This window comes from Citrobacter sp. BIDMC107, from assembly GCF_001037575.1.
In the GTDB taxonomy this organism is placed as follows: Bacteria; Pseudomonadota; Gammaproteobacteria; order Enterobacterales; family Enterobacteriaceae; genus Citrobacter; species Citrobacter freundii.
The window spans coordinates 1,273,275-1,296,345 of the sequence record NZ_KQ089848.1; the positions used below are offsets into that span (position 1 = coordinate 1,273,275).

19 protein-coding genes are annotated in these 23,071 nt (G+C 52.2%); 9 read left to right on the plus strand and 10 right to left on the minus strand.

Features of this window, described 5'->3' with window-relative positions; translation table 11 throughout:
• Positions 1-158 precede the first annotated feature (158 nt).
• Positions 159-1,355, minus strand: coding sequence for a multidrug efflux MFS transporter (locus tag SK39_RS06040; RefSeq protein ID WP_003021445.1), 1,197 nt, complete (start codon positions 1,353-1,355; stop codon positions 159-161).
• A 301-nt stretch (positions 1,356-1,656) separates the two neighbouring features.
• Between SK39_RS06040 and ddlA the strand changes: the two genes are divergently transcribed.
• Positions 1,657-2,751, plus strand: a complete 1,095-nt coding sequence (gene ddlA / locus SK39_RS06045) for a D-alanine--D-alanine ligase (RefSeq protein WP_048217396.1) — start codon at positions 1,657-1,659, stop codon at positions 2,749-2,751.
• A gap of 23 nt (positions 2,752-2,774) precedes the next feature.
• On the opposite strand, the gene SK39_RS06050 is transcribed toward ddlA, so the two are convergent.
• Positions 2,775-2,993: a DUF2754 domain-containing protein gene (locus SK39_RS06050; protein ID WP_003021440.1), complete on the minus strand. Its 219-nt coding sequence runs from the start codon at positions 2,991-2,993 to the stop codon at positions 2,775-2,777.
• A gap of 264 nt (positions 2,994-3,257) precedes the next feature.
• Between SK39_RS06050 and SK39_RS06055 the strand changes: the two genes are divergently transcribed.
• Positions 3,258-3,581: a DUF2755 family protein gene (locus tag SK39_RS06055; protein WP_003021437.1), complete on the plus strand. Its 324-nt coding sequence runs from the start codon at positions 3,258-3,260 to the stop codon at positions 3,579-3,581.
• Here SK39_RS06055 and SK39_RS06060 read toward each other — a convergent pair.
• Together SK39_RS06060 and sbmA are read right to left on the minus strand one after the other, a co-directional pair.
• Positions 3,566-4,669 carry a DUF1615 domain-containing protein gene (locus SK39_RS06060; protein ID WP_003847631.1) on the minus strand — a complete coding sequence of 368 codons (1,104 nt, stop codon included), beginning with the start codon at positions 4,667-4,669 and terminating at the stop codon, positions 3,566-3,568. The two genes, SK39_RS06055 and SK39_RS06060, sit on opposite strands and share 16 nt — an antisense overlap.
• 15 nt (positions 4,670-4,684) lie before the next feature.
• The gene (gene sbmA, locus SK39_RS06065; protein WP_003836023.1) at positions 4,685-5,905 is read right to left on the minus strand and encodes a peptide antibiotic transporter SbmA; all 1,221 of its coding nucleotides are present in this window, start codon (positions 5,903-5,905) and stop codon (positions 4,685-4,687) included.
• A gap of 384 nt (positions 5,906-6,289) precedes the next feature.
• Here sbmA and ampH point away from each other — a divergent pair, with 384 nt between their 5' ends.
• Positions 6,290-7,447 (plus strand): D-alanyl-D-alanine-carboxypeptidase/endopeptidase AmpH, encoded by a 1,158-nt coding sequence (ampH, locus tag SK39_RS06070; RefSeq protein WP_048216770.1) that lies wholly within the window; start codon positions 6,290-6,292, stop codon positions 7,445-7,447.
• A gap of 1 nt (position 7,448) precedes the next feature.
• Here the strand turns inward: ampH and iprA are convergent, their stop codons facing one another.
• Complete coding sequence (gene iprA, locus SK39_RS06075) at positions 7,449-8,072, minus strand: hydrogen peroxide resistance inhibitor IprA (RefSeq protein ID WP_032936991.1); 624 nt, start codon at positions 8,070-8,072, stop codon at positions 7,449-7,451.
• An 89-nt stretch (positions 8,073-8,161) separates the two neighbouring features.
• On the minus strand, positions 8,162-11,065 hold the full coding sequence (locus SK39_RS06080; protein ID WP_048216771.1) for an autotransporter outer membrane beta-barrel domain-containing protein: 2,904 nt from the start codon (positions 11,063-11,065) through the stop codon (positions 8,162-8,164).
• Positions 11,066-11,573: 508 nt separating this feature from the next.
• On the opposite strand from SK39_RS06080, the gene hemB reads away from it, so the two are divergent.
• On the plus strand, positions 11,574-12,548 hold the full coding sequence (gene hemB / locus SK39_RS06085) for a porphobilinogen synthase (RefSeq protein ID WP_003021420.1): 975 nt from the start codon (positions 11,574-11,576) through the stop codon (positions 12,546-12,548).
• Between the two features lie 59 nt (positions 12,549-12,607).
• On the opposite strand, the gene tauD is transcribed toward hemB, so the two are convergent.
• From tauD to tauA, 4 genes are read right to left on the minus strand one after another with little or no spacing between them, the layout of a single operon-like run.
• Positions 12,608-13,456 (minus strand): taurine dioxygenase, encoded by an 849-nt coding sequence (gene tauD / locus SK39_RS06090; protein WP_003021417.1) that lies wholly within the window; start codon positions 13,454-13,456, stop codon positions 12,608-12,610.
• Complete coding sequence (gene tauC / locus SK39_RS06095) at positions 13,453-14,283, minus strand: taurine ABC transporter permease TauC (protein ID WP_032936994.1); 831 nt, start codon at positions 14,281-14,283, stop codon at positions 13,453-13,455. Before tauC ends, tauD begins: the two co-directional genes overlap by 4 nt.
• Entirely contained in the window at positions 14,280-15,047 is a 768-nt protein-coding gene (tauB, locus tag SK39_RS06100) for a taurine ABC transporter ATP-binding subunit (protein ID WP_003838608.1), read from the minus strand. Before tauB ends, tauC begins: the two co-directional genes overlap by 4 nt.
• A 14-nt stretch (positions 15,048-15,061) precedes the next feature.
• Entirely contained in the window at positions 15,062-16,024 is a 963-nt protein-coding gene (gene tauA / locus SK39_RS06105; protein WP_003838610.1) for a taurine ABC transporter substrate-binding protein, read from the minus strand.
• Between the two features lie 303 nt (positions 16,025-16,327).
• Here tauA and SK39_RS06110 point away from each other — a divergent pair, with 303 nt between their 5' ends.
• The 5 genes from SK39_RS06110 to SK39_RS06130 all read left to right on the plus strand — a co-directional run bounded on the left by SK39_RS06110 (position 16,328) and on the right by SK39_RS06130 (position 23,064).
• A complete protein-coding gene (locus SK39_RS06110) occupies positions 16,328-16,957 on the plus strand; it encodes a response regulator transcription factor (protein WP_003021406.1) in 630 nt (209 codons plus the stop codon).
• The gene (locus tag SK39_RS06115) at positions 16,957-18,498 is read left to right on the plus strand and encodes an MASE1 domain-containing sensor histidine kinase (protein WP_016149684.1); all 1,542 of its coding nucleotides are present in this window, start codon (positions 16,957-16,959) and stop codon (positions 18,496-18,498) included. Before SK39_RS06110 ends, SK39_RS06115 begins: the two co-directional genes overlap by 1 nt.
• An 85-nt stretch (positions 18,499-18,583) precedes the next feature.
• Positions 18,584-19,888, plus strand: a complete 1,305-nt coding sequence (gene uhpC / locus SK39_RS06120; RefSeq protein WP_003021400.1) for an MFS transporter family glucose-6-phosphate receptor UhpC — start codon at positions 18,584-18,586, stop codon at positions 19,886-19,888.
• Complete coding sequence (locus SK39_RS06125) at positions 19,885-20,916, plus strand: ABC transporter substrate-binding protein (RefSeq protein WP_003021397.1); 1,032 nt, start codon at positions 19,885-19,887, stop codon at positions 20,914-20,916. The genes uhpC and SK39_RS06125 overlap by 4 nt, the downstream gene beginning before the upstream one ends.
• A gap of 69 nt (positions 20,917-20,985) precedes the next feature.
• The gene (locus SK39_RS06130) at positions 20,986-23,064 is read left to right on the plus strand and encodes an ABC transporter permease (RefSeq protein ID WP_048216772.1); all 2,079 of its coding nucleotides are present in this window, start codon (positions 20,986-20,988) and stop codon (positions 23,062-23,064) included.
• The last annotated feature ends 7 nt before the right edge of the window (positions 23,065-23,071 follow it).

Sequence of the window (23,071 nt, forward strand, 5' to 3'; positions counted from 1 at the left end):
AACGATTTGCGAAAACAATCACAACACAAAATAAGGGTAAATGCGTCTTGACGCAGAATGATTCAATATAAAAAGGTAAGAAAATTAATAATCACACAAATATACAATACACAATTATGGATTAACAACGCTGACAGGCAGCGTTGTTAATCAGGAGCTCAACGCCCCCCGCGCCGACGTCGCAACGCAATAGCCAATTGCCAGATATTGATAAGCACAATGCTTGCTGTAGCAATGAACACCCAACGGAACCCCGCCATTGCCGAAACCGTCGCCCCCATTAATGGCCCGGCGACGTTGCCGAGATACATAAATGACTGGTTATAACCAAAGATGCGCCCGGTTATCTGATCGCTGGAGTATTTCACTAACAGCGTCTGCACCGCCGGCAACATCGCACCGTCGGCAAAGCCAAGCAGAAAACGGAGAACTCCCAACTGCAACGGCGTGGTGACCCACGACATAGCGAAAAACAGCACCACCGCGAAGATTAACGTCGCCATTAAAATCCGCTCAGTACCAATACGGTCGCCTAATTTACCAAGTCGAGGCGCGGAAATCAGAGCAGAAATGCCCGGTACTGAGGCTATCAGCCCGCTGAGAAAGGCAATATTCGAACTATCTGGGACCATTGATTTAATAAACAGCGCCAGAATTGGCCCAATTGAACCGTTACACAGTTGAATCACCATGGTGGTAAAAAACAGGCTGATCACCAGCGCCGGATGTGAAAGCGAGGCAAATACGGCCTTCCCACTCAGACGTTCGCTTTTTTTAATCGTCGGACGAACGCCCTCTTTGATCAAAAACAGCGTGACCAGAAAACTCACCACCAGCAAAGCGGCGGTAATACAGAATACCGCCCGTAAGCCAACGTGATCGGCAATAAAGCCCCCCATTAACGGTCCACCAATGACACCGCTAATTTGCGCCGTCGACAGCGTACTCAGCGCCCAGCCGCTGCGTTCACGCGGAACCTGTGACGCGACCAGCGCCATCGCATTAGGAATATAACCGGAGGTTAACCCCATCACCCCGCGCAGCAGAAAAAGCTGCCAGACGTTAGTAGCAAATGCCTGTAGCAAAATCGCAATGGCCATACCCAGTGAGGCCCGCAGCAGCATTAGCTTGCGTCCTTTGCGGTCGGCTAAACTGCCCCACATTGGAGAGACAATAGCTGAAATCAGGAAGGTGACGCTGAACGTTAATCCGGACCACATTGAGAGCGCTTCATGTGAGGTCACGCCCAGTTGGGAGATATAGAGTGGTAAAAAAGGCAAGATTTGGCTAATCGCCAGTCCGGTAAAAAAGCACCCGAACCAAACGGAAATAAGGTTAACTCTCCAGGATTCCATAAGGACTCATAACGATAAGTAGCTGAAAACTGCGAGCAGCTTAACAAATTACTTAGCTGAATAAGGGTCCACAGGTGCGATAAATCACAGTTTAGTATTTTATCTTCCCGCTCATCATATTTGTGATACAGCTCACATCAAACCCATAATATAAGCAGGGGATTATGCTTCGCGTGCGGGCCTCTTGTTTGTTCTGTTCTATTCCCCTGTCGTCAGCCAAAACAATCTGCCAGAAGCCGAGGAAACCTGCGTTTTGTCGTGGTAATGTATGTGCTTTGCATTCATGGAATGGGTTTTTAAGATGGCAAAGTTGCGGGTAGGAATCGTATTTGGTGGTAAATCAGCGGAACATGAAGTGTCATTGCAATCGGCAAAAAATATTGTCGATGCCATCGACAAGACTCGCTTTGACGTTGTGCTGTTAGGTATTGATAAACAAGGGCAATGGCACGTCAGCGATGCCAGTAATTATCTGCTCAATTCAGACGACCCGGCGCATATTGCATTGCGACCTTCTGAGACCAACCTGGCGCAGGTACCGGGTAAACAAGCGCACCAGTTGATCGATGCACAAAACGGTCAACCGCTGCCGACGGTCGATGTTATTTTCCCGATCGTACATGGCACTCTGGGTGAAGATGGCTCTCTGCAGGGCATGCTGCGCGTGGCAAACCTACCGTTCGTAGGTTCTGATGTGCTGGGTTCTGCGGCCTGTATGGATAAAGACGTGACCAAACGTCTGCTGCGTGATGCCGGATTAAACATCGCGCCATTTATCACGCTAACTCGCGCCAATCGCAACAGCATCAGCTTTAGCGAAGTGGAATCCCGCCTGGGTCTGCCGTTGTTTGTAAAACCGGCCAACCAGGGATCGTCCGTTGGCGTCAGCAAAGTAACCAGCGAAGCCCAATACGATCAGGCCGTCGCGCTGGCATTTGAATTCGATCATAAAGTCGTGGTGGAGCAAGGGATCAAAGGCCGCGAGATCGAATGTGCGGTACTGGGCAACGATCATCCGCAGGCCAGTACTTGTGGAGAGATTGTGCTGAACAGCGATTTTTACGCTTACGACACTAAATACATTGACGATAACGGTGCCACAGTTGTCGTTCCGGCAGCAATTGCACCAGAGATTAACGACAAGATCCGCGAAAACGCCATTCAGGCCTACCAGACACTGGGCTGTGCCGGCATGGCGCGCGTGGACGTTTTCTTAACTGCTGAAAACGACGTTGTGATCAATGAGATCAACACGCTGCCAGGTTTTACCAACATCAGTATGTATCCGAAGCTGTGGCAGGCGAGCGGTTTAGGCTATACCGATTTGATCACTCGCCTGATCGAACTGGCGCTGGAACGCCATGCTGCGGATAGCGCGCTGAAAACCAGTATGTAAACCCGCCAGGATGCCTGATATAGCTATTGGGCATCCTTTACTTCATCATCTTCAACGCGGCGACGGATGATTAATCCGGCCAGCCAAAAGCTAATCACCCAGGTCACCAGCCCCACCGCATAGGTTTGCCACCCCTGCGCTTCAAAACCGAGTAAGCCCACCACGCCGTTGAGAATAAAGATAAGCCCAATAGCGAAGGCATAATAGTGCCAGTCTCGGCGGATTTTAACAGGCAGGTTCATAACGGCTCCGGTGGATATACAACATGAAAACGCATCCTCGCACATTTCCTCATACACGTCTGTGGCCTGTGCGGAATTTCTGAAATGTAAATTAATTTCACTTAAGATTGCGTAATTGTGACGATAAGCAAAAAAACTAAATCCAGGAATAATCTCTACCTGAAATTACCATCATTCTGATATTGACATTGCCGATCACCTGTCAGACTCACTTTCAGTTACAGGCATTACGTCAAAAAAAGCAGGTTATTTCCGGAGGTCTTTATGGCTGATTTTACGCTCTCAAAATCCCTGTTTAAGGGCAAGCATCGGGATCCCTCCTCCCTGCCCGGCAACATTGCGTATGCCGTATTTGTGCTGTTTTGCTTCTGGGCAGGCGCGCAGATTTTAAATCTGTTGGCCCACGCTCCCGGCATCTATGAGCAGTTGATGCAGTTGCAAATGCAAGAGACAGGGCGCCCGCGAGTTGAAATCGGCCTGGGCGTCGGAACCCTTTTTGGACTGGTCCCTTTTCTCGCCGGAAGCCTGATTCTTGGCGCCATTGCAGCATTCGCGCGCTGGCGCCGCCGTCATCATAACGATGACTGACCCATACATTTCGCCCGACGATCGTCCACGCGTTTAGCAAACCACGCGGTAGTCAGGTTACGTGTGATCTTCGGGCTTTCCAGTTGAATGCCAGGCAGCATTTCACGGGGAAGCGTTTTCCCGGCCTTCGCTTCCGCCAGCTTATAAACCTTCTCGTACAGCGCGGTCTCTTCAAAGGCCAGGCTGTCGCCTTTTTGCAGCTGACGGCGGATCTCACTCTCGCTCATGTCCAGCTTCCCGGCCAGTTTACGTACCGCCAGCTCCGTTTTGCCCGGCTCGCTGCTGCCATAGAGAATTAAATCACCGTCCATCGCCAGCTTCACGCCGCTGGCTTTACTGACCGCATTCTGGAAAGCTGCATTGCGGCTGGCATACCACCCGGCATTGAAATCGGCGAAGCGGAAAATTGGCGCACTGTAATTCGCCGGGTAGTTAAGCAGATGATACGTACCGAACCACAGCCCACCGCGGCGGCTAAATACTTCCTGGCGCACGGTTCCCGCCATTTTCCACGGGTAGCCGCTGGCATGCTGCTCAGCAAAGGCGATGCTAACCTGCATCGGCCCACCGGTATGCACCGGATTAAGCGAACCAAATAACGTCTGTCCCATCGGTACCATGTTGATAAAATCATCAAAGATCGCGCTAAGCTGTTTTTCGGTTTTCACCGTATCCAGGCGCTCGCTGTAGCTTTTCCCCGTTGGCGAGTTAATCTTCAGCGCGGTATGCACCACAAATAGCGGGATGTGCATACGCTCGGCACGACGATCGATCTCTTTCCAGGCGATTTTACTTAAGTTCGGCACGGCTGGATCCGCCTGGTAATTTGACTCCTGTTGCGCGACCGCCAGCACCGAACAGATGTTTTCAACCGTCGGCGCCAGCTTCTGGCTTTCAAAAGTCTTTGCCAAATCCTGCGCCCATGCGTCCCGGTCTTTCACGCTGGCGGGCATTTTCTGACGCACCACGCTCGCCACATCGACGGCTTTCTCCCCCTTTTTTAGCGGCTGCGCGGGTTGGCTACTACATCCCACCAGCACTAGTGCTGCCAGACCAGACAAGGGGTAAAGACGGGAAACCGTCGACATAACATCTCCTTATTATTAACTCAGTGTATGGGTAACTTCCTGAATATCCTGACCATCAAGCTCTCGTTCAAAGCTGCGCAGACGCTTATAAATAGACATCAGTTCCACTAACGTTGTCCAGGAGTTAATCAGATACTGGAACGAGCCGCGCACCTGGCCAAACACGTTGGTGATTTGCGTCATCAGGCCGAGCGTAATCGTACCGGCAACAATCGATGGAAACAGCAGGAACAAACCGAAAACGTTATCAACCTGCAGGTAAAGAATACGGGCGATATTGAAGTACATATAGTGAAAATAGAGACGGAAGTAATTTTGGCGTACCGCATGAAACAGTTCACGCACCGTCGGTGGCGTCGCACGGTTGCCATCATCTTCGCCATAGACCAGTTCTTTACGATAGGCCGCTTCCACGCGCTGGTTTTTAAACTCCAGCCCAGGAAGTTTTATCCCGACCACGGCCAGCAAACCGGTTCCCATCAGCGACCAGACAATCGCGGCAATCACCAGGCCATAAGGCACATGTCCAACAATCGGCAGGTCAGGAACATGGGCAGAGAGCGTAACCAGTACAGGCAGGAAGGCAATCAGCGTCATAATCGCGTTGATAAAGCTGACGCCCATATCTTCCAGCGTAGAAGCAAAACGCATGGTGTCTTCCTGCACACGCTGCGCTGCGCCTTCGATGTGACGCAAATGCTGCCAGTGCGCCATATAGTGTTCGTTCATCGCGGTACGCCAGCGGAATACGTAGTGGCTGACGAAGAAGTTGTTCATCACGCCAATGACCACGGCTATCAGCGCAATGCCGAGAAAAATGCCAACTTCATGATAGAACTGCTCAATCTTCACCTTGTGTGGTGTGCTGAGCGCAGTTTGAATTAGGTCATAAAATGGCGCGTACCAGGCGTTGACAGCGACGCCGACTTCAACCAGAAACCAGGTCACAAAAATAATCAGCGATGTGCCCAGAATAGACCAGTACTGCCAGCGGTGTGGGCTGTAGAGAAACCAGAACAGCGCGAACACCCCGACACAAAGAATGTAGTACGCATAAAAAATCAGATAATCCAACGACCAGAAACGCGCTGCGCTAATAGGTACGTCTCCCGACGCGCCAGTAATATGTGCAACCCAGGCTCCCCCACCTGCTTGCCAGAATACAACGGCGACAAGTGCCCAAATAAATGCCGAAATAAAGAACGGCCCCGGCTTTGGGAAAAAAGACTTAAACATAGTGCTCTCCTGCTAACTTCTTATCGTTATGACGACTGCTGTGCATTTGCCACCGTGGAGTGCGGAGGCCAGACGGCTTACGCCCAAAAACACAAGCTGAAACCGACAATTGTGACCAAAACCGAGGCACTTAGTTCGCACCTCGGTTATGAAGAATTGTTTCTGTGGTTTTCACACTCGACAACGTTCCAGTATGTGCAGATTATCACAGCGTAAGATCACAAAAGCGAACATCCGCAATCCAGGAAATTCCTACGTTTACTCATCGTTACGTTTTTCCCACTATCATTGGTTGATAAGCGCTTTGCAATACGCCGATGAGTAGTATAAATACGCATACGCACGACATCCTTTTTCACTTTATCTAACTCATGGACACCACCGTTGAAACGTAGTCTGCTTTTTTCTGCCGCGCTGTGTGCGGCGTCATTGACATCAGTCCAGGCGGCACAGCCTATAACCGATCCGGTTTTCGCCTCCGATATCGTCGATCGTTATGCCGACCATATATTTTACGGCAGTGGTGCTACGGGGATGGCGCTCGTGGTGATTGATGGTAATCAGCGCGTATTTCGCAGCTTTGGCGAAACGCGTCCCGGTAACAACGTCCATCCACAGCTTGATTCCGTGATTCGAATTGCCTCAATCACTAAATTAATGACCAGCGAAATGCTGGTGAAATTGCTCGATCAGGGCACGGTCAAACTCAACGATCCATTGAGTAAATATGCACCTCCAGGTGCACGCGTGCCGACTTATCAGGGCACGCCGATTACGCTGGTGAATCTGGCGACGCATACCAGCGCGCTGCCGCGCGAGCAGCCTGGCGGCGCAGCAAAGCGCCCGGTGTTTGTCTGGCCAACCCGCGAGCAGCGCTGGAGCTATCTCTCTACTGCCACGTTGAAAGCCGCACCGGGTTCACAGGCATCTTATTCCAACCTGGCGTTTGACCTGCTGGCCGATGCGCTGGGAGCGGCCTCTGGTAAGCCTTATCCGCAGCTGTTTGAAGAAAAAATCACCCGTCCGCTGGGGATGAAAGACACCACCTTTACCCCGTCCCCCGATCAATGCCGACGCCTGATGGTCGCGGAAAAAGGCGCCAGCCCCTGTAACAATACGCTGGCGGCAATGGGCAGCGGCGGTGTCTATTCTACGCCCGGCGATATCATGCGCTGGATGCAGCAGTATCTCTCTTCTGACTTTTATCATCGTAGCCAGCAGGCCGACCGGATGCAGACGCTGATTTATCAGCGTACGCAGTTAACTAAAGTGGTGGGAATGGATGTTCCAGGCAGAGCCGATGCGCTTGGTCTGGGCTGGGTCTACATGGCGCCGAAGAATGGCCGACCGGGAATTATTCAAAAAACCGGCGGCGGCGGTGGTTTCATCACCTATATGGCGATGATCCCACAACAAAACGTCGGGGCGTTTATCGTGGTGACCCGTTCTCCGCTAACCCGTTTTACCAATATGAGTGACGGTATCAACGATCTGGTTGCAGAGTTGAGCGGGAACAAACCGCAGGTTATTCCCGCATCCTGAGTTAATACTCAAAAGGCAAACGGTTAATGCTCACCAGTTTGCCTTTATTCATTTCAATGTAACCACCTTTACGCAAAGCCGCGAGAACCTCAGCGACAACCGAGCGGGAAATTCGCGTGCGTTGGTGAATATAGTTCATGACGCCGATACGCGAACGCAGTACGTCGTCCCATTTCATCATGGATATCAGCGTCGCGCGAATCTGATCGTAGGAGTTATTGCCGATCAACTGCAGATCTCGCAATTCAAGCATGGAATTTTGCCATGCCAACCAACAAAAAGCTTCACGCCAAAGCTGGCACTCTTCAATTATATTAATTGTTTGTGAGGCAGGTAGATGGTATCCCGTACAATCGCTTTCCGTGATTAATCTGTATTGTATATCTGTTTTCATCACACCATCTGAAAGCCCCATAATAAATGGCGCCTGTGCAATACCGACCAGCACATTTTCTCCTCGATGCAGGGAAATTACGCCGCTTAAAATAATAAAGGTATCGTCAGCATTTATATCACTGGAATATATGATTTGCTTTTCGTTATCACATTTGAAATGTTTACCATATTTTGATAAACATTTATCAAGCCTACCAAATTCTAAAAGAGGTTTATTCGTAGATAACATTTTTGCATTCCTTGCAATAAATGCCCGTCAAATCCGTGACGGGCATTTTTCTGGATTAAATCACCTTATACTTCTATAAAAGAAAATTCTTACCAGGTATATTTAACACCAACGTTTGCAGCCCAGTCTTGATCTACATCACCACCACCGAGGTAGTTAGCATCGGTGTAAGCGCTGAAGTTTTTGGTAAAGCTGAACTGAGTACCCAGTCCAACACGTACCGCAGAACCTTCTACACCGTTGTCGATAGAATCGCCGTTTACGTCAGAATCGTTGTTAGAATCGTCGTAAACGTAGGCCAGTTTGAAGTACGGGGTCAGCGCCTGATCTTCACTGTAGGCGAAGGTATAACCTGCATCTACACCGAGTTCATAGCGCATGCTGTCATAAGACTGACCGTCAACTTTCATGTCGTTGCTCAGCTTATAATCATCACCAGACTGGAACAGACCGGATACGCTGCCGTATGGCGTTACGTAGCCTGCGTCACCCAGCTTCAGGTCATAACCCAGTTTCAAGCCAAAGCCCCAGGCATCAGAAGAGGTGCTGCCATCAACATACTGACCGTTGCTCATGTTGGCAGACAGATCGTTGTTGAAGTGGGAGTAGCTTAAGTTACCGTCAACAAAGATGTTGTTGTCAAAGCGAGCAGAAGAGTAGATGTAGGCAGTCTGGCTATCCTGATCCACCTGACCGGTACGGTCGCTCATATCACCTTTCGCGAAGCCTGCTGCAGCACCGACAATCCACTTAGCGTTGTTACCATCAATTTTGGAATCAACACCAACCATGATGCCGTTAACATCCTGATCGTAGTTAATGGTGCCGTTATCTGCATCGAAGCTACCACCGAAGTAGCTTACCCATGCACCACCGTTATCAACCAGACCATGACGTGCGTTAGTCAGACGAGTACCAACGGTGTCTTGTTCCAGGTTCCAGATATTGGTGTTAGCAGACGGGATGCTCAGCGCCATGTTCGCGTAGTCTGTCAGTTCCATCTGCTGCAGAACAACGGTGTTACCCTGCTGCTGTGCCTGATAGGTGTAAGCACCGAGGTCAGCTTTGTTGGCTGCAGAGAAGGTGGCAGTGGTATTCACATCGTTAACGTAGATCAGCTCTTTGCCTTTGTAATCAGCAACGGAGCCAGCGCCGGTCGCATTGTCGACACGCACTTTGTAGTTACCGGATGCCGCAACAACGTTGTCAACAGAGCTGTTATCCAGTTCGTCGCCATTGTTGATATCGCCGTTACCGTTAACGGTCAGGTGACCGTCAGAGTTCATTGCGATAGTACCGTAACCGTAGTTAGCCTGAGTGGTATCCCAGGTACGATCGTTCACCAGATCGGCATTCAGAACATAGTCGCTGCTGTGGATGTTGAATACACCAGAAACAACATGGTTGCTGTTATCAGCATAATTGCCGCTGGTCAGTTCCAGTTTATCGGTGTTGAATACTTCAGTATCAAATTGATCAACATTAACATCCAACACACCACCATTAGTTACAGTGATGGTATTGGCATACAAGTTAGAACCCGTCGCCCATCCAGTGGACTCGGTCAAATTCACAGTACTATAGCTGTTAATTGTCAGATGATCTGTATCAACTTGACCACCTTCACCAATATTCAATGAAGAGCTATTGGTTAAATCAATAGTATCTGAAGTCAGCATTGAATCAGAGACGTTAACCTGAGAACCATTGTTCACAGTCAGAGTATCAACTAATGAATCCCCAACGGTATCCCACTCAGAACCGTTGTTCAGCGCTACGTTGAACACACCGCTCTGGAAGACTTTATTATCAACAACACGTCCCCAACCATTGGCTTCAGCGGTTCCACCCGGAGTCAGGCTATTGGTTGCAACATCAAACATATTTGCTGGGTAGATAGTCTCAGCATCGAAAGTAGCCTGGCCAACCCACTTACTACCATTATCAAGAGTCAGGTTCAGTTCATCGACATTCAGGCTATCGTCAGCCCAACCAAGGTTGGTATCCGCCACACCGTCACCGTTGGAATCATGACCAATAGTGTCAAAATTGGCATTCCAGTTACTGGTAAATGCAACATCACCAATCAGCGTTGAATTGCTGAAGTACACATTGTTTTTCATTGCATAGTCTGAAGAAGAGCTATCGGTGAAAGACAATGCAACATCGCCCGGACCAGTGTAATCACTTGGCTCACTGGAATTACCAAAGAAGGCAGTATTCGATTCCAGAATGGAATCTGAACCAGAAGTTACAGTAGAGTTGTAGACGTTGATGTTGTTATCCCAGGTATGGGATTCCGTCGTATAGGTGTTGTTGTAAGTATTCCCTTGAGACAGAGCAATGCCAGCAACACGTGAGTTGTTGGAAATATTGATATTGCTTTCTACATCAAGATTAACCGCAACACCTTCGCTGGTATCAAACGTTTCATTGGTATATTTAGTCACATCAACAGATAAATAAGAATCGGTGAAATACAACGCTTCATAATCATCATCAATGGTGGAATTAGCAATATTCAGAGTAAAAATATCACCGTCATACCAGTTTCCGTCAACAACGGTAGTGTTGTTAAATTCATATCCACCAAAGCCATTGCCATCAACATCAAAACGATCGTAGTAACCGCTTGGCAACATAGATGTAATTGAACCATGAATAACAGAGTTACTGATATCCAGCTGATTCACTGCGCCATCAGTGTAGTCATGATTCAGATAGTAGGTAGAAATCGTGCCGTTAACGGTATCGCCGTTAAAAGACTGATCAAAATCACCAGCTGCATTATTATAGTAAACAAAGCCACTATAATTCACGTAGTTACCATCTACAGTTCCGGCGTCATCCATATTGCCCCAGTTCAGGGCCGTAGTGGGATTGTCGTAGTAGGTCCAGGTATCGTAAGTAGAAGCATTCGCCTGAGAAGTGATTGCCAAAGTGCAGGCTAATGCTAATTGTGATACTACAAGTTTCTTTTTCCAAATGTGCATTTGTCATCCCTCCTCAGGGACGTAATATAGTTGATCCATCAATTATCAATGCAAAGAAAACATTTTATGTTTCGCAGGGACGATTATGCGGTTTCATTAAGGAAAGGTTCAATTATTCTTTGCCCGTTGTCCGAAAACGGACAACGTAATAAATCCAAGTTACGCCATTTAAGAAATATAAAAACCAACACTTTCAATCAATTAAAAGCTAACCAACATTCAAATCATACAATTCACTAATGAATCAGAACGCAAACAAATATATAGATAATAAACAAACAAAATCTATACACCACGCTATAAAAGCAAACACATAGATATTTAAAATAATAAAAAAACAATAAACAAAATAATGAATATGAATAAATTGCTATGCTTGTGAATAAATTGCGCTAATGATTCATCCCTTCGTTACAGGAAATCCAGATATAACGCCAACTTTCGTAAACCACACGCCCTCAGGTTCGGGTATACTACGGCCTTCGATTCCACAAACATCAGGCATACCATGACAGACCTAATCCAACGCCCTCGCCGCCTGCGCAAATCTCCCGCGCTGCGCGCTATGTTTGAAGAGACAACACTCAGCTTAAATGACCTGGTGTTGCCGATCTTTGTTGAAGAAGAACTCGACGATTACAAAGCTATCGACGCCATGCCAGGCGTGATGCGTATTCCAGAGAAGCACCTGGCGCGCGAAATTGAACGCATTGCTAATGCTGGCATCCGCTCGGTGATGACTTTCGGCATTTCCCACCATACGGATGACACCGGTAGCGATGCCTGGAAAGAAGACGGCCTGGTGGCGCGCATGTCGCGTATCTGCAAACAGACCGTGCCGGAAATGATCGTCATGTCCGACACCTGCTTCTGCGAATACACCTCACACGGCCACTGCGGCGTGTTATGCGATCACGGCGTGGATAACGATTTAACCCTTACCAACCTTGGCAAGCAGGCGGTGGTTGCCGCCGCAGCGGGTGCGGACTTCATCGCACCTTCCGCCGCAATGGATGGTCAGGTACAGGCGATTCGCCAGGCGCTGGACGCCGCGGGCTTCACCGATACCGCTATCATGTCCTACTCCACTAAGTTTGCCTCATCTTTTTACGGCCCATTCCGTGAAGCCGCGGGCACCGCGCTGAAAGGCGATCGTAAAACCTATCAGATGAACCCGATGAACCGTCGGGAAGCGATTCGCGAATCGCTGCTGGATGAAGCCCAGGGCGCAGACTGCCTGATGGTCAAACCGGCTGGCGCATACCTCGATATTCTGCGTGATATCCGCGAGCGCACCGAGCTGCCGATTGGCGCTTATCAGGTCAGCGGTGAATACGCGATGATCAAATTCGCGGCGCTGGCGGGGGCTATAGATGAAGAGAAAGTGGTGCTGGAAAGCTTAGGGTCGATCAAACGCGCTGGCGCGGATCTGATCTTCAGCTACTTCGCACTGGATCTGGCTGAGAAAAAAATTCTGCGTTAATAACGCCTAACCGGGCCTACAGGTCGTAGGCCCGGCAAGTGAAGCGTCTCCGGTAATCATCACGCCCGATAAAATGGCTTATCTCCCAGAATCGTTGCCCGATGCATAATGCGCCGCTGCGGCAGATAATCCGCATTCGCATAATGCTGCGTCACGCGATTATCCCAAATCGCCACATCGTTGGGCTGCCAGCGCCAGCGCACCTGAAACTCCGGTTTGGTGATATGCGCGAACAAAAAGCTCAGTAACGCCTCGCTCTCTTTTTCCGTGACATCGACAATTCGTGTGGTAAATCCTTCATTCACGAACAGCGCCTGCTTCCCGCTCACCGGATGCGTGCGTACCACTGGATGCAGCAACGGTGGATGTTTAGCGACGGCCTCCAGCCAGCGCAGGTGCTCCTCTGGGGTCTTGCGATATTTATATTCCTGAAATGATTTACGGAAATCATGCTCTGCCCGCAGGCCACTCAGCAACTGACGGAACGGCTCAGACAATGCTTCATAAGCGGCAATCCCACTGGTCCACAGGGTGTCGCCCCCAGTTGATGGCAGCTCTTTCGCCGCTAAAATCGCCCCGGCAGGCGGCGTGTCGATAAAGGTGACATCGGTGTGCCAGTTGTCGTTATCCGGCGGATTATCGTTATGGGTATCCAGCACGATAATTTCTTCTACTCCTTCGGCATGCGGATAGACCGGGTGAATATGCAGATCGCCAAAACGCAGCGCCAGCGCCCGCTGTTGTTGCGGCGTAATCACCTGCTCGCGCAGAAACACCACCTGGTGGCGCAATACCGCGTGATAAAGCTGTTCAAACTGATTATCGCTCAGCGGACGCGCCAAATCCGCACCGGAAATTTGTGCGCCAATATACGGCCCCAGCGGGGTTATGCTCAGACGTTCACTCATTGTACTTCTCCATGCCAGGGCGTCAGGCGGCGCTGAAGCGCGCGCAGACCCAGTTCTAAAATAAACGCGATAACGGCAATCACCGCGATCCCCGCCAGCACCACATCCGTTGCCAGAAACTCACCGGCAGACTGGACCATAAATCCTAAGCCTCGCGTGGCGGCAATCAGCTCTGCCGCCACCAGCGTCGACCAGCCCACCCCAAGTCCGATACGTAATCCGGTGAGGATCTCAGGTAATGCCCCCGGCAAAATAACAAACCACAGCACCTGCGCACGGCTGGCTCCCAGCGATTGCGCGGCGCGCACTCTCACCTGCTGCGCACTTTTCACTCCCGCCAGCGCCGACATTGCTACAGGGGCGAAAATCGCCAGATAGATAAGCAAGATCTTGGACGTTTCGCCAATGCCAAACCAAATGACCATCAGCGGCAGATAGGCCAGGGGCGGAACCGGACGATACAGCTCAATGATCGGATCGAGAATGCCGCGCATCGTCGGACTCAGCCCCATAACGATTCCAACCGGAACGCCCAGCAGCACCGCCGCCAGCAGCGCGATAACAATACGTGTCAGACTCGCCGCCAGATGCTGCCACAGCGTGGCGTCCATAAATCCCTGCGGACCGGCAATAACGATCAGCTTTTGTAAAACCTGTCCCGGTGGCGGTAAAAACAGCGGACTGACTAACTGCAGCGCCGCCACCGTCCACCACAACGCCAAAATGACGGCCAACGTACCAAGGCTTAAGGTAATCTGCCGCGAGAACGGCCAGCGCCAGTTGAGCGCGCGCTGGCGACGGGGTTTATCATTAATCACCACGCTCATGAAAATGCCTCCCGTTGTTCAAAGACTCGACCTAACACGTACTCGCGCATGGCGATAAACTGCGGATCGGACTTAATGCTGCGACTCGACTCTCCAGCCACAAAGCGACGGGCGAAATTCAGCGGCAGACGCTCCAGTACCCGGCCAGGGCCTGGCGACAGCAATACCAGCTCTGTCGCCATAAACACCGCTTCTTCAATATCGTGCGTAATCAACAGCACCTGTTTGCCAGTCTCATGCCACAGCTTCAGCAGCAGAGTTTGCATCTGCTCACGAGTAAAGGCGTCGAGCGCGCCAAAAGGTTCATCCAGCAACAACAACTGTGGATTGGCCGCCAGCGCCCGCGCAATGCCGACGCGCTGCCGCTGTCCACCGGAAAGCTGCCAGATAAAGCGTTTGCCCGCGTCCTCCAGCCCGACTTTCTGCAACATCTCCAGGGCAATACGCTGACGCTGTGGTTTATCCACCCCCGCCAGCTGCAGACCAAAAGCCACGTTGTCCTGCACGTTACGCCAGGGCAGCAGACCTTCATTCTGGAACACGACCCCGCGATCTGCCCCCGGACCATCAACCCTGTTACCCGCCAGCGTGATGCTGCCATGCTGATACGGCACAAATCCGGCAATCAGATTTAACAATGTGGTTTTCCCGCAACCGGAAGGTCCGAGTACCACCAGCAGCTCACCGCTATCGAGCGTCAGGTTGATATCCTCCAGCGCCGGTTTTCCACCGTAGCTGGCGGCAAGATGAGAGATTTGCAGCATCAGCGCCTCCTTATTTATTGCACGAAGCGATCGGTCACATACTGGCTGTAATCCGTCGCAACAGCGGGGACTTTGCCCTGCTCTTTGAGGAACTGCGCGGTGTCGATAATGGCTTTGTTCACCGGTCCGGTCAGTTCGGCAGTCTGCTGTTGCGGCGTCAGGTAAGTGTTACCTTTCACCAGTCCCGGCACATCCGCTTCCGGCACGCCGCTTAAACGCGACAATTTGCTGATATTCTCCGGCTGCTTCAGCCACTCATCGGGATTAGCGATATAAGGTTGCTGCGCATCGATAGCGCTTTTGGCAAAGGCTTTCACCACCTCAGGATGCTTCTCTGCAAAATCTTTGCGTACCACCCACACGTCCAGCGTCGGTGCGCCCCACTCACCAACCTGCGATGAGTCGGTTAACACCTTGCCGTCTTTTTCCAGCGCATTGACCGCAGGAGCCCAGACGTACGCGCCGTCAATATCCCCGCGCTGCCATGCGGCAATAATCGCAGGTGGTTGCAGGTTCACAATCTCCACCTGACCGGGTTTAATCCCCCAGTGTTTCAACGCCGCCAGCAGGCTGTAATGGGTGGTGGAGATAAACGGCACCGCAATGCGTTTGCCAATCAAATCTTGCGGTTTACTGATGTTTTTCTTCACCACTAGTGCCTCGGAGTTACCAAGCTTTGACGCCAGCAGAAAAACTTCAATGGGTACTTGCTGACTGGCGGCGACCGCCAGCGGGCTGGAGCCAAGATTACCGATCTGCACGTCGCCGGAGGCCAGCGCCCGGACGATGCTCGCGCCGCTGTCGAATTTGCGCCAGTCAACGGTAGCGCCGCTCTCTTTGGCAAAAGTATTATCCGCCTGCGCCACTTTGGCGGGTTCGGCGGAGGTCTGATAAGCGACGGTGACGTTCACCGCCTGCGCCTGAAATGCGATGAATGCCAGAGCACCGAGAAGTGCGTTACGCGATGAAATAGCCATGATTGTCTGCTCCCCTGTCTTGTTATGGAGGCAGTATTTCGTTGCGGCACAATTTGATAAAGGAATTAAAAATTCTGGCTAAGAACAAAGCGTTTTTAGAAAAAAAGCGGCAATAGTTAGCGATTTTGCTCATTACAGATGGAATTCGTAGGCCTGATAAGGCGCTTGCGCCGCCATCAGGCCTACAACACCCGGCAAATTATTGCGATTTTGTTACATTCGTTACATAACTACACCTGGATGATTGCCAGCGCGGCGCTGACCGGCATCATAGACGCCATTATCAGGCAAGAGAATAAAATCATGATTCATGTTGTGCTGGTGGATGACCATGTGGTGGTGCGTTCCGGCTTTGCGCAATTACTCAGTCTCGAAGACGATCTCAACGTTACCGGTCAGTACAGCAGCGCAGCGGAGGCCTGGCCTGCACTTCTGCATGATGACGTCAACGTTGCGGTGATGGATATCGCCATGCCGGATGAAAATGGTCTGAGCCTGTTAAAACGACTGCGGGCACAGAAGCCCGGTTTTCGCGCCATCATTCTCAGCATCTATGACTCACCCACGTTTGTGCAAAGTGCGCTGGATGCCGGCGCCAGTGGCTACCTGACCAAACGCTGCGGACCAGAGGAGCTGGTGCAGGCGGTACGATCGGTCGGTATGGGCGGGCATTACCTGTGCGCCGATGCGCTGCGGGCGCTACGCGGCGGCGAACAGCCCGCGCAGGTACTGGAAGTACTGACCCCACGCGAGCGCGAAGTGTTTGAGCTGTTGGTCAAAGGCGACAGCGTAAAAGAGATCGCCTTCAAGCTCGACCTCAGCCACAAGACGGTGCACGTTCATCGGGCGAACGTGCTGGGCAAACTGCAATGCCACAGCACCATCGATCTGGTGCATTTTGCCCTCGACCACCAGCTATTAACGGGGCATTAATGTCGCGTAGCCTTCGGCATTGGGTTATTTCTCTGTTTATTCTGCTGGCCTGGGGATCGGGCTGGTTGATGCTGTGGACGCTGGGGTTTTACCTGACCCACAACGGCCAGCAGGCGGCGCTGTTCCTGCCACACGGCGTCTATCTCGCGCTGCTCATCCTGCTTTCTCGCCGTTACTGGCCCGCGCTGGTATTGCCGCCGGTGCTGATGTTGTTCTGGCTGCACAGTGAGCAATTATTGAATGGCTATATCCTGCTGGCTGCGCCGTTAATTAGCCTGATTCCGGCGAGCATCGGCCAGTCATACTGGCACCGCTTCCCCCTTTACTGGCAGCGCTTAACGCTGCTGCTGGCCGCGGTGACGCTCACCTCATTGCTCAATACCGCCCTGCTTTCACCGTTTATCCAAAGTCCGGCAACGTTAATTGGCCTGGCGTCGTTTACCGGCGGAGTGCTGCTGACGCCGTTTGTCTATCTGATCTATGAATTTTTGCGCCAGCAGCACCGCTATCATTTGCTCGGATTGGATACCACCAATCCCCCGCTGCGCACCTCGCTTATCATCTGGTGCAGCCTGTTTTTTATTATTGGCATCGGCACCCAGATGGTGTTGTCGCCGGAGATCGAGCGCCTGTTGCTGATCGTGGTGTTCTTACCGAATGTGGTGATGGCGTGGAAATTTGGCTGGCAGGGCGGCGTGTTGTCCGGATTACTCGGCAGTATGATGATCACCATCGCCCGGCAAATCGGCGTCGGGTTCAGTAATTTACTGGAGCTGGAGATTTTCCTCGCCACCCAAGCGCTGCTCGGCATAGGGCTGGGGATCGCCATCAGCCGCCAGCAGCATCTGGCGCAAAACCTGCACCATTATCGCCAGCGTCTGGAAACTGAACTGGCGGCGCGTCGCGCGCTGACCGAACAGCTGATCCGCACCGAAGAAAACACGCGCAAAAGCCTGGCGCGGGAACTGCACGACGAGATTGGTCAGAACATCACCGCCATTCAAATTCAATCACAACTGGTCAAACGCGCACCGGGTCGCGAGCAAACGCTTGAGGCGGCAAATCAGATCAACGACCTGGCCCGGCGTATTCACCACTCCACCCGCCAGCTGTTGCGCCAGCTGCGCCCACCCGCGCTCGATGAACTGTCTTTTAAAGATGCACTACATCATCTGGTGAATGAATTTGCTTTTGCTGAACGGGGTATTCGCTGTCGCTTTGATTATCAGCTAGAGAATACGCCAGAAAACGAAACGGTGCGCTTCACGCTGTATCGCCTGTTGCAGGAGTTACTCAATAACGTCTGTAAACATGCCGATGCCAGCGATGTGTCGATTACGCTGCGCCAGCAGGAACATAGCTTGTTTCTGGACGTCGCTGACAATGGCGTGGGTATTCTGCCGGAAAAAATTCCCGGTTTCGGTATCCAGGGAATGCGTGAGCGGGTGAGCGCCCTTGGCGGTGAACTGACGATCGAATCAAACAACGGCACACGGGTAATTGTTAACCTGCCCACAAATTTGCAACAAATCAGCCGCTAACCAGGAAAAAGTCTTAGCCACTCTGGACTTTCTCTCATCCCCTTTTGCTTTCACTTTCCTATAGTCAGCACAAACGGAGACTGCCATGCATACACGCTCAGCCAGCGAAACAGATCAACAATACCGGGCGCTACGCCCTCGGCTGCTGATGTGTATGGTCATTGGCTATGCCGCGTTTTATCTGACGCGTAAAAGTGTCAACTACGTCCTCCCGGCGCTACAAACGGACCTGGGTCTGGATAAAGGCGATATCGGCCTGCTGGGGTCGCTGTTTTACCTGACCTATGGCCTGTCGAAATTTACCGCCGGACTGTGGCACGACAGCCATGGACAACGCGCATTTATGGGCATTGGCCTTTTCGCCACCGGTGTTTTGAATGTGCTGTTCGCCTTTGGTGAATCGCTGACGCTACTGCTGGTGGTCTGGACGCTGAACGGATTTTTTCAGGGCTGGGGCTGGCCGCCCTGCGCCCGACTACTGACCCACTGGTACTCGCGCAACGAACGCGGATTCTGGTGGGGCTGCTGGAATATGTCGATCAACATTGGTGGGGCAGTTATCCCGCTGATTAGCGCCTTTGCCGCCCACTGGTGGGGCTGGCAGGCAGCGATGCTGGCACCGGGGATTATCAGCATGGCGTTAGGCATTTGGCTCACTCTGCAACTGAAAGGCACGCCCCGGGAAGAGGGATTACCGACGGTTGGGGAATGGCGGCATGACCCGCTGGAGCTGCGTCAGGAACAGCAAAGTCCGCCGATGGGGCTGTGGCAAATGTTACGTACCACCATGCTGAAAAACCCGATGATCTGGCTGCTCGGCGTGTCGTATGTATTGGTCTATTTGATCCGCATTGCGCTCAACGACTGGGGCAACATCTGGCTGACGGAAAGCCACGGCGTGAATCTGCTCAGCGCCAATGCCACGGTGATGCTGTTTGAAGTTGGCGGTTTGCTGGGGGCGCTGTTTGCCGGATGGGGCTCGGATCTGCTGTTCAGCGGTCAGCGTGCGCCGATGATTTTGCTGTTCACGCTGGGGCTGATGGTCTCCGTCGCCGCGCTGTGGCTGGCGCCGGTGCACCACTACGCGCTACTGGCAATGTGTTTCTTTACGGTGGGCTTTTTTGTGTTTGGCCCACAGATGCTAATTGGCCTCGCGGCAGTGGAGTGCGGACACAAAGCGGCAGCAGGTTCAATTACCGGTTTTCTCGGGCTGTTTGCCTATCTGGGGGCCGCGCTGGCGGGTTGGCCGCTGTCGCTGGTCATAGAACACTACGGCTGGTCGGGAATGTTCAGTTTGCTCTCGGTCGCCGCTGTCTTTATGGGTTTATTGCTGATGCCACTGCTCATTGCAGGCATTACCCCTTCTCTCAGTCAAAGGATAAAACAATGAAACTGACGCTTACCTCTACACTAATTGCCTCCGCTCTGACGCTGGCAGCCTTCAGCAACGCAGCTCAGGCGCAGGGCCGTCTGGTGGTGTATTGCAGCGCCACTAACGAGATGTGCGAAACCGAAACCAAAGCCTTCGGTGAAAAATATGATGTGAAAACCTCATTCATTCGCAACGGTTCGGGCAGTACGCTGGCGAAAGTGGATGCCGAGAAGAAAAATCCGCAGGCGGATGTCTGGTACGGCGGTACGCTGGATCCGCAGTCCCAGGCCGGGGAAATGGGCCTGCTGCAGCCGTATAAATCACCCAATCTCGAACAGATCATGGAGAAATTCCGCGATCCCGCGAAGGTGAAAGGCAATCTCTCCTCGGCGGTTTACGTCGGTATTCTGGGCTTTGGCGTCAATACCCAGCGCCTGAAAGAGAAAAACCTGCCGGTGCCAAAATGCTGGAAGGATCTGACCAAACCGGAATACAAAGGTGAAATCCAGATTGCTGACCCGCAAAGCTCCGGTACCGCCTATACCGCGCTGGCGACTTTTGCCCAGTTGTGGGGTGAAGATCAGGCCTTTGACTACCTGAAACAGCTCAACGCCAACGTCTCTCAATACACTAAATCAGGCATTGCCCCAGCGCGTAACGCCGCCCGTGGCGAAACGGCGATTGGCATTGGCTTCCTGCACGACTACTCGCTGGAAAAAGAACAGGGCGCACCGCTGGAGCTAATTTCACCGTGCGAAGGTACTGGCTATGAGATCGGCGGCGTTAGCATTCTGAAAGGCGCGCGCAACCTCGATAACGCCAAACTGTTCGTTGACTGGGTACTGTCAAAAGATGCCCAGGAACTGGCGTGGAAGAAAGGTAAGTCCTATCAGATCCTGACCAACACCACCGCCGAGACGTCTCCTAACTCGCTGAAGCTCGACGACCTGAAACTTATCAATTACGACATGGATAAGTACGGCTCGACCGACGTGCGTAAAGCGTTGATCAATAAGTGGGTCAGCGAAGTGAAGATGGGTAAATAAGCCTACATCGGCGATCATTTGCCGGGTGCGGCGTAAATACCGCATCCGGCCTGGAATACCGGAACCGCTATGTCACACACACTTGCACTCCATCCCGTGAAAAAACGGGATGCGATATTTCTTTGGGTTTTGCTTGGCTGGCTGGCGTTTGCCCTGTTGCCAAGCTGGAGCCTGGACTACGGTCTGCTGGAGTCGACAGGAGAGGAAATACTCGCTGCCTACGGCTGGTCACAATTCAATATCAGTTGGTTATGGTATCTGCTGCCGAGCCTGCTACTGGTGCGTCCGTTCCATGAGGCCAGGCGCGAACAGCGCGGCCGCCATTATCTTGATGCGGGCTGGGCTTTTTTCTGTATGGCGTTTATCGTCGCCAGCGCGACTCTTGAGGGGCGCGGCTTAGGCTATGCCACCATAGTGTTGTTTGTGGCACTTGGCGCGATCATGACCCTGGCGCTCACCCGTCTGGAATGGCTGGGCGGCGACCGTTTCGTCATCGGTTCGCTCACCGCGATTGTCGCGCTAATCGGTATTTTTATCGTCTGGCCGAGTATCGCTATTTTTATTCCGATGTTCACCAACGACGCCGGGGAATTTGCCCCGCTGGCGTTTATGAATGTGCTGTCGCAGGCACATATCATTCAGGTGATCCTCAACTCGATTATGCTGTCGATTGCCGTCGGCGTCGGCTGTACCTTCTTTGGTCTGGTACTGGCTATCTATACTACCCGTATCGCCAGACGCAGCGCCATAATCGGACGTATCTTCTCGATTTTGCCGATCGTCACCCCGCCGTTTGTCGTGGGTTTAGGCGTCACGCTGATGATGGGACGCTCCGGCTACATCACCGAATTTATGGTCGAATGGTTTGGCTTAACCAACACCAACTGGCTGTACGGTTTTACCGGCATCTGGCTGGCGCAGGTGCTGGCCTTCACTCCGATGGCGTTTATGATCCTCGACGGAGCAATTAAAACCATTCATCCGTCGCTGGAAGAAGCGTCATACACCCTGCGTGCCAGCCGCTGGCAGACCTTTAACGGCGTGTTTGTCCCGCTGCTGAAACCAGCGCTGGCGAACGCCTTTTTGATTGTGGTTGTGCAGTCGCTGGCTGACTTTAGTAACCCGCTGGTGCTCGGCGGTAACTTCGACGTGCTGGCAACGCAAATCTACTTCTACATCACCGGTTCGCAGCTCGACTACCAGGCCGCCAGTACGCTGGGTGCCTTCCTGCTGCTGTTCTCACTGCTGGTGTTCTGCGTGCAATATATGTGGATTGGTAAACGCTCATACGTCACCGTTTCCGGTAAATCCTACCGGGGCGACGTGCAACCGTTACCTGTGACGTTGGTATGGAGCGTGGTCGCGCTGCTGGCGGTGTGGATTGCCTTTAACGCCCTGTTGTACGGCAGCATTTTCTACGGCAGTTTCACCGTTAACTGGGGCGTGGACTACACCCTGACGTTAGCGAACTTTACCAAACTGTTCGGTCAGGGGATGAGCGACGGCGCATGGCCTTCACTGCTCGACACCCTGCTCTACGCCGGTATTGCCGCGCCGATCACCGCCATCTTCGGTCTGCTGATCGCCTGGGTAGTCGTGCGCCAACAGTTTAAGGGCAAGAAGACCATCGAGTTCACCACCATGCTGTGCTTTGCCGTTCCAGGCACCGTCGCGGGCGTATCGTACATTCTGGCCTTTAACAGCGCCCCGGTGTACCTCACTGGTACGGCGGCGATTGTCATTATCTCGATGGTAATGCGTAACGTCCCGGTCGGCATTCGCGCGGGTATCGCGGGCTTAGGCCAGATCGATAAATCACTGGATGAAGCCTCGCTCAGCCTGCGCGCCGGTTCGCTGCGTACCATTACGCATATCCTGCTGCCGCTGCTACGCCCGGCGATCCTTTCGGCGCTGATTTACAGCTTTGTGCGCGCCATTACCACCGTCAGCGCCATTGTGTTCCTCGTCACGCCGGATACCCGCGTGGCCACGGCCTACATCCTTAACCGCGTGGAAGACGGCGAATACGGTGTGGCGATTGCCTACGGTTCCATTCTGATCGTGGTGATGCTGGCGATTATTTTCATCTTTGACTGGCTGATCGGTGAATCACGTACCTCCCGTTCAAAAGCCAAAAACCAGGCGTAATGGAGCG